The sequence below is a fragment of the Vogesella sp. EB genome (genome assembly GCF_001037925.1).
GTDB lineage: Bacteria > Pseudomonadota > Gammaproteobacteria > Burkholderiales > Chromobacteriaceae > Vogesella > Vogesella indigofera.
Map to the genome: position 1 here is coordinate 23745 of NZ_LFDT01000032.1, position 12255 is coordinate 35999.

The 12255-nt window shown below is 64.0% G+C and carries 15 protein-coding genes; all 15 read left to right on the forward strand.

What is annotated here, in order from left to right; all coding sequences use genetic code 11:
- The first annotated feature begins 6 nt into the window (after positions 1–6).
- Positions 7–600 carry an imidazoleglycerol-phosphate dehydratase HisB gene (gene hisB, locus ACG97_RS14585; protein WP_047968101.1) on the forward strand — a complete coding sequence of 198 codons (594 nt, stop codon included), beginning with the start codon at positions 7–9 and terminating at the stop codon, positions 598–600.
- A complete protein-coding gene (gene hisH, locus ACG97_RS14590; protein WP_047968102.1) occupies positions 597–1238 on the forward strand; it encodes an imidazole glycerol phosphate synthase subunit HisH in 642 nt (213 codons plus the stop codon). Before hisB ends, hisH begins: the two co-directional genes overlap by 4 nt.
- Positions 1239–1262: 24 nt before the next feature.
- Complete coding sequence (gene hisA, locus ACG97_RS14595) at positions 1263–2006, forward strand: 1-(5-phosphoribosyl)-5-[(5-phosphoribosylamino)methylideneamino]imidazole-4-carboxamide isomerase (protein ID WP_047968103.1); 744 nt, start codon at positions 1263–1265, stop codon at positions 2004–2006.
- 66 nt (positions 2007–2072) lie between these two features.
- Positions 2073–2840: an imidazole glycerol phosphate synthase subunit HisF gene (hisF, locus tag ACG97_RS14600; RefSeq protein ID WP_047968104.1), complete on the forward strand. Its 768-nt coding sequence runs from the start codon at positions 2073–2075 to the stop codon at positions 2838–2840.
- 12 nt (positions 2841–2852) lie between these two features.
- Positions 2853–3254, forward strand: coding sequence for a phosphoribosyl-AMP cyclohydrolase (hisI, locus tag ACG97_RS14605; RefSeq protein ID WP_047968105.1), 402 nt, complete (start codon positions 2853–2855; stop codon positions 3252–3254).
- 94 nt (positions 3255–3348) lie between these two features.
- Positions 3349–3678, forward strand: a complete 330-nt coding sequence (locus ACG97_RS14610) for a phosphoribosyl-ATP diphosphatase (RefSeq protein ID WP_047968117.1) — start codon at positions 3349–3351, stop codon at positions 3676–3678.
- Between the two features lie 16 nt (positions 3679–3694).
- On the forward strand, positions 3695–4015 hold the full coding sequence (locus ACG97_RS14615) for a histidine triad nucleotide-binding protein (RefSeq protein WP_047968106.1): 321 nt from the start codon (positions 3695–3697) through the stop codon (positions 4013–4015).
- Between the two features lie 42 nt (positions 4016–4057).
- Positions 4058–4258 carry a Sec-independent protein translocase subunit TatA gene (gene tatA / locus ACG97_RS14620; RefSeq protein ID WP_047968107.1) on the forward strand — a complete coding sequence of 67 codons (201 nt, stop codon included), beginning with the start codon at positions 4058–4060 and terminating at the stop codon, positions 4256–4258.
- 5 nt (positions 4259–4263) lie between these two features.
- The gene (gene tatB, locus ACG97_RS14625) at positions 4264–4743 is read left to right on the forward strand and encodes a Sec-independent protein translocase protein TatB (RefSeq protein WP_047968108.1); all 480 of its coding nucleotides are present in this window, start codon (positions 4264–4266) and stop codon (positions 4741–4743) included.
- Positions 4740–5471 (forward strand): twin-arginine translocase subunit TatC, encoded by a 732-nt coding sequence (gene tatC / locus ACG97_RS14630; RefSeq protein WP_047968109.1) that lies wholly within the window; start codon positions 4740–4742, stop codon positions 5469–5471. The genes tatB and tatC overlap by 4 nt, the downstream gene beginning before the upstream one ends.
- On the forward strand, positions 5464–5814 hold the full coding sequence (locus tag ACG97_RS14635) for a DUF2069 domain-containing protein (RefSeq protein ID WP_047968110.1): 351 nt from the start codon (positions 5464–5466) through the stop codon (positions 5812–5814). Before tatC ends, ACG97_RS14635 begins: the two co-directional genes overlap by 8 nt.
- A gap of 215 nt (positions 5815–6029) precedes the next feature.
- On the forward strand, positions 6030–8198 hold the full coding sequence (locus ACG97_RS14640; protein WP_047968111.1) for a type I secretion system permease/ATPase: 2169 nt from the start codon (positions 6030–6032) through the stop codon (positions 8196–8198).
- Positions 8195–9592 carry an HlyD family type I secretion periplasmic adaptor subunit gene (locus tag ACG97_RS14645; protein WP_047968112.1) on the forward strand — a complete coding sequence of 466 codons (1398 nt, stop codon included), beginning with the start codon at positions 8195–8197 and terminating at the stop codon, positions 9590–9592. The genes ACG97_RS14640 and ACG97_RS14645 overlap by 4 nt, the downstream gene beginning before the upstream one ends.
- A gap of 1 nt (position 9593) precedes the next feature.
- Entirely contained in the window at positions 9594–10193 is a 600-nt protein-coding gene (locus ACG97_RS14650) for a response regulator transcription factor (protein ID WP_047968113.1), read from the forward strand.
- Positions 10194–10292: 99 nt separating this feature from the next.
- Positions 10293–12255, forward strand: a 1963-nt coding sequence (locus ACG97_RS14655; protein WP_047968114.1) for a retention module-containing protein, incomplete at its 3' end; no start/stop codon positions are given.

Below are 12255 nucleotides of genomic sequence, written 5' to 3' on the forward strand. Positions count from 1 at the left end.
GCCACCATGCGCACCGCTACCGTTACCCGCAATACCCTGGAAACCCAGATCACCGCCACCGTCAATCTCGACGGCAGCGGCGTCGGCCGCTTTGATACCGGCGTGCCGTTTCTCGATCACATGATGGACCAGATCGCCCGCCACGGCCTGATCGACCTCGACATCAGCGCGCGCGGCGATCTGCACATCGACGCCCACCACACCGTCGAAGACATCGGCATCACCCTGGGCCAGGCCTTTGCCAAGGCCATCGGCGACAAGAAGGGCATCCGCCGCTACGGCCACGCCTACGTGCCGCTGGACGAGGCACTGAGCCGCGTGGTGATCGACCTGTCCGGCCGCCCGGGCCTGCAGTACCACATTCCGTTTACCCGCGCCGCCATCGGCGGTTTCGATGTCGATCTGTTCAGTGAATTCTTCCACGGCTTCGTCAACCACAGCATGGTGACGCTGCATATCGACAACCTGCGCGGCGTGAACAGCCATCACCAGGCCGAAACCGTGTTCAAGGCCTTTGGCCGCGCGCTGCGCATGGCGGTGGAATTCGACGAACGTATGGCCGGCATCACGCCATCGACCAAGGGGACCCTGACCGCATGAAGGTAGCCGTCATCGATTACGGCATGGGCAATCTGCACTCGGTGCTGAAGTCCGTGCAGAGCGTCAACGACATCGGCGCCGACATCTTCCTGACCTCCGATCCGGAGCGGGTAGTGACGGCGGACAAGGTGGTGTTTCCCGGCCAGGGCGCGATGCCGGACTGCATGCGCGAACTGAACGCGCACGGCCTGGCCGAGGCGGTGCGCGAAACCACGCAGACCAAGCCGTTCTTCGGCATCTGCGTCGGCGCCCAGCTGCTGTTCGAGCGCAGCGAGGAGGGCAACACTCCCGGCCTCGGCATCTTCAAGGGCGAGGTCAAACGCTTTGCGGCCAACCTGCGCGATGCGCACGGCGAGCGCCTGAAAGTGCCGCACATGGGCTGGAACCGCGTGTTCCAGACCGTGGCACACCCGCTGTTTGCCGGCATCGAAGACGGCGAGCGTTTCTATTTTGTGCACAGTTACCACTTCGCACCGCAGGACCCGCAGCTGACGCTGGCACAAAGCGAGTACCCCGACCGGTTTTCCTGTATCGTCGGACGTGGCAATATCTTTGCCACCCAATTTCACACCGAAAAGAGCCATCGCGCCGGACTTCAGATGATGAAGAACTTCCTGGCCTGGGATGGCACTGTTTAACTTACCGAAGATTCTGTTCGCACCATGCTGCTGATACCTGCTATCGACCTCAAGGATGGTCAATGCGTACGCCTGAAACAGGGCGTGATGGACGACGCCACCGTTTTTTCCGACGACCCGGTCAAGGTCGCGCTGCACTGGCGTGACCAGGGCGCCCGCCGCCTGCACCTGGTGGATCTGAACGGCGCCTTTGCCGGCAAGCCGAAGAACCTGTCGGTGATCCGCGACATTCTCGGCGCGGTCGGCGACGACATGCCGGTACAGCTCGGCGGCGGCATTCGCGACCTGGATACCATCGAGAAGTACTTCGACCTGGGCCTGAAATACGTGATTATCGGCACCGCCGCGGTGAAGAATCCGGGCTTTCTGCACGACGCCTGTGACGCCTTCCCCGGCCAGGTGATCGTCGGTCTCGACGCCAAGGACGGCATGGTCGCCATCGACGGCTGGGCCAAGGTCACCACCCACAACGTGATCGATCTCGCCAAACGCTTCGAAGACTACGGCGTGAACTCGGTGATCTACACCGATATCGGCCGCGACGGCATGATGAACGGCGTCAATATCGACGCCACCGTCAAGCTGGCGCAGGCACTGACTGTTCCGGTGATCGCCTCCGGCGGCCTGACCAATCTCGACGACGTGCGCAATCTGTGCGCGGTAGAGAGCGAAGGCATCGAAGGCGCCATTACCGGCCGCGCCATCTACGAAGGCAGCATCGATTTTGCCGCCGCGCAGGATCTGGCCGACGAACTGTCCGAAGTCTGAGGCAGTTTGCAATCACCTCCAAGGTTGGCCGCAAGCGCTTGCGGCCAACCTTCAGTACAGAACACCATGTCTCTAGCCAAACGCATTATCCCCTGCCTGGACGTGACTGCCGGTCGCGTGGTCAAGGGCATCAATTTTGTCGGCCTGCGTGACGCCGGCGACCCGGTCGAAATCGCCAAGCGCTATAACGAGCAGGGCGCCGACGAGCTGACCTTCCTCGACATTACCGCCAGTTCCGACGACCGCGACCTGATCCTGCACGTGATCGAGTCGGTGGCGGAACAGGTGTTCATCCCGCTGACGGTGGGTGGCGGCGTGCGCCAGGTGGCCGATATCCGCCGCCTGCTCAATGCCGGCGCCGACAAGGTCAGCATCAACACCGCGGCGATCACCAATCCCGACCTGGTGCGCGAGGCCGCCGACAAGTTCGGCAGCCAGTGCATCGTGGTGGCGGTCGACGCCAAGGCGGTGTCGCCGGCCAACGACCGCTGGGAGATCTTCACCCACGGCGGGCGCAAGGCCACCGGGCTGGACGCGGTGGAGTGGGCGGTCAAGATGGCGGAATACGGCGCCGGCGAGATCCTGCTGACCAGCATGGACCGCGACGGCACCAAGATCGGCTTCAACCTGCCGCTGACGCGGGCGGTGTCGGACGCGGTACCGGTGCCGGTGATCGCCTCCGGCGGCGTCGGCAACCTGCAGCATCTGGTGGAAGGCGTGACGCTGGGCAAGGCCGACGCGGTGCTGGCCGCCAGCATCTTCCATTTCGGCGAGTACACCGTGCGCCAGGCGAAAGAAGCGATGCGCGCCGCCGGCATCGAAGTACGTTTGTAAAGGTTGGCCGCAATGACTGCTCCGAACTGGCTGGATGAAGTGAAGTGGGACGACAAGGGGCTGGTGGTCGCCATCGCCCAGGATGCCAACACGGGCCGCGTGCTGATGGTCGCCTACATGAACCGCGAGTCGCTGCAGCTGACCGCAGAGACCGGCATCGCCCACTACTGGACGCGCTCGCGCCAGAAACTGTGGAAAAAGGGCGAGGAATCCGGCCACCTGCAAACGGTGAAGGAACTGCGCCTCGACTGCGATGGCGACGTGATCACCATGCAGATCGAACAGGCCGGCGGCATCGCCTGCCACACCGGTCGCGAAAGCTGCTTCTACCGCGTGCTGCGCGACGGCGAGTGGCAGGTCACCGACGCGGTGCTCAAGGATCCGCACGCCATCTACGGCGCGCATCAGCACTGAGCCGCAGGGCAAGGGTTGCCCCTGCTACGCCTTGTTATCGAATTGTCACAGAATCGACATATACTGGCCGCGCTGACGGTTTGAAAGGATGCACATGATTGCCGCTGACGTATTACAGCACATTGGTGACACGCTGGAAGCCCGCAAGGAATCCAGCCCCAGCTCGTCCTACGTGGCTTCGCTGTTCCACAAGGGCGAGGATGCGATCCTGAAGAAAGTGGCGGAAGAGGCGGCCGAGGTGCTGATGGCGTCCAAGGACAAGGACCGCCTGCATCTGGTGCGCGAAGTGGCCGACCTGTGGTTCCACACCATGGTGCTGCTGGCGCATCACGGCCTGCGCCCGGAAGACGTGCTGGTGGAGCTGAAGCGCCGCGAGGGCATCTCCGGCCTCGACGAAAAAGCCGCGCGCAACCCGCAGTCCTGAGGCGGAGAGAGTAGACATGAGCGATTGTATTTTCTGTAAGATTGCGGCCGGCGACATCCCGGCCAACAAGGTATACGAAGACGACGACGTGGTGGCCTTCCACGACATCAAGCCGGCCGGTGATGTGCACTTCCTGCTGGTGCCGAAACGGCACGTCGAGTCGCTGGCGCACTGCAGCGCTGATGACGCGGCGATGCTGGCCAAGCTGATGCTGCTGGTGCCGAAGCTGGCCGCCGAACAGGGTCTGGCCGGCGGCTTCAAGACCGCGATCAACACCGGTCGCGGCGGCGGTCAGGAAGTGTTCCACCTGCACGTACACGTCTACGGCAACAAATAACCATGCGACGCAGCGCGTCCGTTCAACATTGAGGTAGTGGTCATGGGTTCTTTTAGCATCTGGCACTGGCTGATCGTTTTGTTGGTGGTGGTACTGGTATTCGGTACCAAGAAATTGCGCAATATCGGCCAGGACCTGGGCGGCGCCGTCAAGGGCTTCAAGGAAGGCATGAAGGGCGAGGAAGGCGACAAGCCGGAACAGGGCGGTCGCGTGATTGATGTCGATCCCGACAACAAGAAGTAAGCAGCGTGTTTGATATCAGCTTCGGCGAACTCCTGATTGTCGGCGTGGTGGCCCTGATCGTGCTGGGGCCGGAACGGCTGCCGACCGTCGCCCGTACCATCGGTGCGCTGGTCGGCCGCGCGCAGCGCTTTGTCGCCAGCGTCAAGTCCGACATCCATCAGCACAGCCAGATGGCCGGTTTCGACGACCTGAAGCAGGACGTGCAGCAGGCAGCCGACGCCTTCCGCAGCCAGATCGAGAGCGAAGTCGCCGGCGTGCGCGAGCTGTCGCAGCAGATCGGACAGACGGCACAGGCAGTAGAGCAGGAGGCCGGCCAGCTGCTGGACGAGGCGGCACGGCAGATCGCCCCGCCCGAGCCAGCGGACGACAGCAGCAGCGCGACCGCCTCGCCGGCCGCGGTACCGGACGATAATCAGCTGGATCTTTTCGAGGCGGTGCCGTCTGCGGCACCGCCGGACAACCCTGTGGTCAAAGTGCGCGAATGAGCGATCAACAACCTTTGCTCGCGCACCTGATCGAGCTGCGCAGCCGTGTGGTGCGCATTACGCTAGGCATCGTGGTGTGCTTCCTGGCGCTGTTCCACTGGTCCGGCGACATCTACCACCTGCTGGCCAAACCGATGCTGGACGTGCTGCCGGCCGGCACCAACATGATTGCCACCGACGTGACCGCGCCGTTCTTCGTGCCGGTCAAGGTCACCATGCTGGTCGCCTTCCTGCTGTCGCTGCCCAATACCATGTACCAGATCTGGGCCTTTGTCGCGCCCGGGCTGTACAACCACGAGAAGCGGCTGGTGCTGCCGCTGGTGATCTCCAGCGTGCTGCTGTTCTTTGTCGGCATGGCCTTTGCCTACTTTGCGGTGTTCCCGGTGGTGTTCGGCTTTATGAGCGCGGTGACGCCGGAAGGGGTGTCGATGATGACCGATATCGACAAATACCTGTCCTTCGTGCTCGGCATGTTTGTCGCCTTCGGCGTCACCTTCGAGGTGCCGATCGTGGTGATCGTGCTGCATCGCATGGGCGTGGTCAGCTTGGCGCAGCTGCGCGAAGGCCGCCCCTACGTCATTGTCGGCGCCTTCGTCATCGCCGCGGTGGTGACGCCGCCGGACGTGCTGTCGCAGATCATGATGGCGGTGCCGCTGTGGCTGCTGTACGAAGCCGGCATCCTGATGGCGGTACTGATCGGTCGCCAGACGGAGGTGAGCCATGACTAATGCCCGCCTGTTCCACTGGGGCGCGGTTTGCAGCCTGATCGCGCTGATCATGCTCAGCCTGGCGTGGGAGCTGGTGCTGGCACCGTTGCGCCCGGGCGGCTCCTTCCTGGTGCTGAAGGCGGTGCTGCTGCTGTTGCCGCTGATGGGGGTGCTGCGCCAGCGGGTCTACACCTACCAGTGGTCCAGCATGTTCATCCTTGCCTTCTTTGCCGAAGGCGTGATGCGCGCCTGGTCGGACAGCGGGCTGTCGCAAACCCTGGCGCTGGTCGAGGTACTGCTGACGGTGTGCTATTTCGCCAGTGTCGTGCTTTTTGTCAGGGCGATCCGTTTACAGCAGCCCTGATCCGGGTTTTGTGCAGCAAAAAGCCAGCTTCCTGTAAGCTGGCTTTTGTTATTGGCGCCGCGTATGGCACTCAATTGAAATCATTTGTTTATAATCAATCAAAAGATATTTGCAAGTTGGCCATGCCGTGCTAATAATGATGCCGGTTGCCAATGCCGGCCGCAGCTTTCGTTGCCCACGAAGACCCAAAGGCGATGCCTTGACAAAGACCGCATATGAATAATCAGGAACACAAAGGCGCACAGGCGGATATTTCGCAACGTGCCACCCATCTGGATCCCTTGCTGGACTGCCTGTTCGAACTGACACGGCAGCACGGCATCACCACCACCCGTGACTCGCTGATTGCCGGCATTCCGCTGGAAGAACAACGGCTGACCCCGGCGATGTTCTCGCGCGCGGCGCGCCGCGCCGGTCTGGTGTCGCGGGTGCTGCGCAAGCCGCTGCACGAGCTGCCGGCGGCGCTGTTGCCGGCGGTGCTGCTGCTCAACGGCAATGACGCCTGCCTGCTGCGCGAGATCGACGCCGACGGCAACTACTACATCAGCCCGGCCGAGCTGCCGGAAGCGGTGCAGGTGCTGAGCGGCAGCGAGCTGGCCGCGCGCTACAGCGGGCTGGCCATCGTGGTCAAACCACGCTTCCGCTTCGACAAGCGGGTGCCGGAGCTGAACAAGGCGCGCACCCAGCACTGGTTCTGGCACGCCATCCTGCAGGGGCGTCCGCTGTACCGCGACGCGCTGATCGCCGCCTTCTTCGTCAACGTGTTCGCACTGGTGTTTCCGCTGTTCTCGATGAACGTGTACGACCGCGTGGTGCCCAACATGGCGTTCGACACGCTGTGGGTGCTGGGGCTGGGGGTACTGCTGATCCTGGTGTTCGACTTCATCCTCAAGCTGACCCGCGGCTATCTGATCGACCTGGCCAGCAAGCGGGTGGACGTGATGCTGTCGGCGCTGATCATGGAGCGCGTGCTCGGCATCCGCATGGAGGCGCGACCGGCCTCGGTCGGTGCCTTTGCGGCCAACCTTCGTGCCTTCGAGACGGTGCGCGACTTCATTGCCTCCGCCACGGTGACCACGCTGGTGGACGTACCGTTCGCGCTGCTGTTCGTGTTCGTGATCTTCTGGATCTCGCCGTGGATGGTGTTGCCGCCGCTGGTGGCGATCCTGCTGATGCTGCTGCTGGCATTCACGGTGCAGGGCCAGATGCAGGAGCTGACCGAGACCACCTTCCGCGCCTCGTCGCAGCGCAATGCCCACCTGGTGGAAAGCCTGGTCGGCCTGGAAACCATCAAGACCCTCGGCGCCGAAGGCGTGCTGCAGGGGCGCTGGGAGAAGGCGACGCTGTTCCTGGCGCAGGTCGGCAGCCGCCTCAAGTTCCTGTCGGCGGTGACCATGAACTTCGCCGGCTTCATCCAGCAGCTGATGTCGGTGTCGATCATCATCATCGGCGTCTACCTGATCAAGGAGGGGCTGTCATCGGTTGGCGGCCTGATCGCCTGCACCATGCTGGCCGGCCGCGCCATTGCGCCGATGGGCGCGGTGGCCGGACTGATGACGCAGTTCAACAACGCCAAGTCGTCGCTGGACTCGCTGGAAGGGCTGATGAAAATGCCGGTGGAGCGCGAAGAAGAAGCCACTTTCTTCCATCGCACCCACTTCAACGGCGACATCGAGTTCTCCAACGTGTCGTTCACCTATCCCAACAGCCCGCTGGGCGCGCTGCACAATGTGTCGTTCCGCATCCGTGCCGGCGAGAAGGTGGCCATCCTCGGCCGTGTCGGCTCCGGCAAGTCCACCATCCAGAAGCTGATCATGGGCCTGTACCAGCCGCAGCAGGGCTCGACCCGCATTGACGGGGTCGACCTGCGCCAGATCGATCCGGCCGAGTTGCGCCGCAACGTCGGCTACGTGTCGCAGGAGCCGGTACTGTTCTACGGCACGCTGCGCCAGAACATCAGCATGGGCCAGCCGCACGTGCACGACGCCAGTATCGCCGCCGCGGCGGATCTGGCCGGGCTGAGCGAGTTCGTCAACAGCCATCCGGAAGGTTTCGACATGGTGATCGGCGAGCGCGGCGAATCGCTGTCCGGCGGCCAGCGCAAGGCGATCACCATCGCCCGCGCGCTGCTGAACGCCCCGCCGATCATGCTGCTGGACGAACCGACCAGCAATATGGACCACAGTACCGAGGCGGCGATGAAGCGCACCTTCGAGAAGATCATGCCGGGCAAGACCATGGTGCTGGTGACGCACCACACCGCGCTGCTGGATCTGGCGGATCGCATCATCGTGATCGACCAGGGCCGCATCCTGGCGGATGGTCCGAAAGCAGAGGTGGTCCAGGCCCTGCAACAAGGCAAGATCGGAAGGGCACAAGTATGAAAAAACTGCTTAACAAACTGTGGCAAACCTCGCAGGCCAAGCGCAGCCCGCTGGTGCGCCGCGTGCTGGACTGGACCACGGCGGAAGACCTGCAGGACCGCCAGGATTTTGCCGCCGACGCCGAGTGGGCGATTCTGGAGCAGAATCCGCAGCGGCCGCGCATGTTCATCTGGGTGATCGGCCTGTTCCTGGTGTCGGCGCTGCTGTGGTCGGCGTTCGCCACGCTCGACGAGGTGGCGCGCGGCGAGGGCAAGGTGGTGCCGACCAGCCAGATCCAGCATCTGCAGAGCCTGGATGGCGGCGTGGTGTCGAAGATCCTGGTGAAAGAGGGCGATATCGTCGAACGCGGCCAACTGTTGCTGCAGGTCGACAATACCCGTTTCGTGTCCTCGCTCAACGAAAACCAGTCGCAGGTGCTGTCGCTGCAGGCCAAGGCCTCGCGGCTGCGGGCGCTGGCCGAAGGCAAGCCATTCTCGCTGCCGCCTGAAGTGACCAGCCAGGCGCCGGAAATCGCGCGTCAGGAAATGGATCTCTACCAATCCAAACGCATGGAGCTGGATGCCAACGTCTCCATCGCCCGCCAGCAGCTGGCGCAGCGGACCGAAGAGCTGAACGAGGCGCGCGCGCGGCGCGAACAGGCCAACCAGGGGCTGGAACTGACCATGCGCGAGCTGACGGTGACGCGACCGCTGCTGAAATCCGGCGCGGTGTCCGAGGTCGACGTGTTGCGGCTGGAGCGTGATGTGTCGCGCTATCGCGGCGAACGCGACATGTCCAATGCGCAGGTGCCGAAGATCCAGTCCGCGATCAGCGAGGCCAACCGCAAGATCCAGGAGGTGGAACTGGCGTTCCGCAACCAGGCCAGTACCGAACTGTCGGAAACACTGGCCAAGCTGAGCACGCTCGGCGCCGGCAGTGCCGCGCTGCAGGACAAGGTCGACCTCACCGAGATCCGCTCGCCGGTGCGCGGCGAGGTCAAGCGCCTGCTGGTCAACACCGTCGGTGGCGTGGTGCAGCCGGGCCGCGACATCCTCGAGATCGTGCCGCTGGACGATTCGCTGCTGATCGAGGCCAAGGTCTCGCCGCGCGATATCGCCTTCCTGCATCCGGGGCAGCCGGTGTTTGTCCGCTTTACCGCCTATGACTCAACTATCTACGGCGGTCTCAAGGGCAAGCTGCATCAGATCGGTGCCGACTCCATCACCGACGACAAGGGCAACACCTACTACGTGGTCAAGGTCAAGACCGATGCCGCGCACCTGAGCGAGAAAAAACTGCCGATCATCCCCGGCATGGTGGCGGAAGTCGACATCATCACCGGGCACAAGAGCGTGCTGAACTACCTTCTGAAACCGGTATTACGTGCCAAAGCACAAGCCCTGAGCGAACGCTGACATGCCGACACTACTCATCACCAGCAGTCCCTCGTTGCAGCAACACTTGCAGGCCGCCCTGGACCGCGAGCTGGAAGTGTACGACTCCTTGTCGGCGCTTGCCGAGCAGCCGCAGCGCTGCGCCCAGGGGGTGGTGTGGGTGGATGCCGACAATCAGGATGAAGCGCTGCTGGCGCGGCTGTGCCGCGGCGATTTCGGCCGTGCCCGCGTGATCGTGCTGAGCAGCACGCCATCCGACCGCCAGGCGGTACAGTGGCTGGGCGCGGGGGCGGCGGGTTTCCTCAACGCCTTCTCGCAGCCGGAAACGCTGCAGCAGGTCAGCGCGGTGGTGGCGGCGGACGGCATCTGGGTCGGTGTCGGCCTGATGCAGCAATTGTGCGCCCGTTTCGGACAGGTCGCCCGCACCGACAGCCCGCTGCTGGAACAGCTGACCGAGCGCGAACGCGAAGTGGTCGGCCATCTGCGCGAGGGCAAGAGCAACAAGCAGATCGCCCGCGACATGGACATCTCCGAACGCACGGTCAAGGCCCACCTCACCGCCATTTTCGGCAAGCTGGGAGTGCCGGACCGGGTGCAGCTGCTGCTGAAACTGTCCAGCTGACGCGTACTGCCCTTTAGTACAACTCCCTTCAGTACCATAGCCGGCCCCCACGCTCACCTCTACAACTAGAGAATCAACAACGAGCTTGGGGGTTTTATCATGGCTACCGCTACCAACATTGCCCAGGGCAAGGTCGTCGCCATCATCGGCAAGATCATCGCCATCGCGCCGGACGGCAGCGAGCGCATCCTGAAACTGGGCGACATCGTGGCCACCGGCGACCGCCTGATCATCCCCGCCGACGGCGTGATCGAGCTGCAGTCGGCCAGCGGCAATATCGTGCGTATCGCCGAAGCCCGCGACCTCACCATCACCGATGATGTGTTCAACACCGCCTCCGGCGATGCCAGCGATGCGGCCATCGCCACGCTCAGTCCGGAGGCCGAGCAGGCCCTGGCGGCACTGGAACGCGGCCAGGATCCGTTGCAAGAGCTGGAAGCCACCGCAGCCGGCCTGGCGGCAGGTGGCGGCGAGGATGGCGGCAACTCCTTCACCCGCATCGGCCGCGTGGCCGAGGGCATCAGCCCGCTGTCGCTGGACAACGGGCTCGACAGCGGCAACCCGCCACTGCAACAGGCCTCGCTTGGTGACGCGGTGCTCATCCCGGCAACCCCGAGCATTCAGGTGGGCCAGCCCGGCATTGCGACCGGTGATGTCACCGTTGAAGAGGGTCTGGATGCCGTGTTCGGTGTCAGCATCACCGGAGCCGCCGCCGGCAGCAGCCTGGTGCTGGTTTTCGGTAATGGCTCGGCCGTCTCGCCGGCCGACTACGCCGCCACCGCTTTCCAGTACAGTACCGACGGCGGGGTCAGCTGGAATGACTACACCGGCGCCATCGCGATCAGCGCGGGGGCCAGCCAGTTGCTGGTGCGCACCAGCACCGTGGACGACAGCGTGGATGAGGCCAACGAGAACTTCACCCTGAGTGCCACCTTGAGCAGTGGCGGTGCCAGTTACAGCGACAGCGCCGCCGCGACCATCGTCGACGACGACGTGCCGACCATTCGTTTTGGCAATCCGGAGGCGGAAAGCGGCGACATCACCGTTCCGGAAGGCGATCCGGCCACCTTCGAACTGCACGTCACCGGCGCTGCCGCCGGCAGCACGCTGCAGCTGACCCTGGCCGACGGCACGGCGCTGAGCCCGGCGGACTACGCTTCCGGCAGCTTCCAGTACAGCAGCGATGGCGGCGGCAGCTGGACGACCTACAGCGGTGCCATCGCGCTGGCCGCAGGCGACAGCGACCTGCTGATCCGCACCACCACGGTCGGCGACAGCGTCGACGAGGCGAACGAAACCTTCACCCTCGGCGCCACGCTGAGCAGTAACGGCAGCAGCTACAACGACAGCGCCACCGCCACCATCATCGACGATGACATCCCGACCATCTTCTTCGGCGAGAGCGACACCGCCAGTGGCGACATCACCGTGCCGGAAGGCGAGCCTGCCACCTTCGCGCTGCATGTCACCGGCGCCGCCGCCGGCAGCACGCTGGTGCTGACCCTGGCCGACGGCACCGCGCTGAGTCCATCGGACTACGCTTCCGGCAGCTTCCAGTACAGCAGCGATGGCGGCAGTAGCTGGACGACCTACAGTGGCGCCATTACGTTGGCCGCAGGCGACAGCGACCTGCTGATCCGCACCACCACGGTCGGCGACAGCGTCGACGAAGCAAACGAAACCTTCACGCTCGGTGCCACGCTGAGCAGCAACGGCAGCAGCTACGGCGACAGCGCCACCGCGACCATCATCGACGACGACATCCCCTCCATCTTCTTCGGCGAGAGCGACACCGCCAGCGGCGACATCACCGTGCCGGAAGGCGATCCGGCCACCTTCGAACTGCACGTCACCGGCGCCGCCGCCGGCAGCACGCTGGTGCTGACCCTGGCAGACGGCACGGCGCTGAGCCCGGACGACTACGCTTCCGGCAGCTTCCAGTACAGCAGTGATGGCGGCAGTAGCTGGACGACCTACAGCGGTGCCATCACCTTGGCCGCAGGCGATAGCGACCTGCTGATCCGTACCACTACGGTCGGCGACAGCGTCGACGAAGCAAACG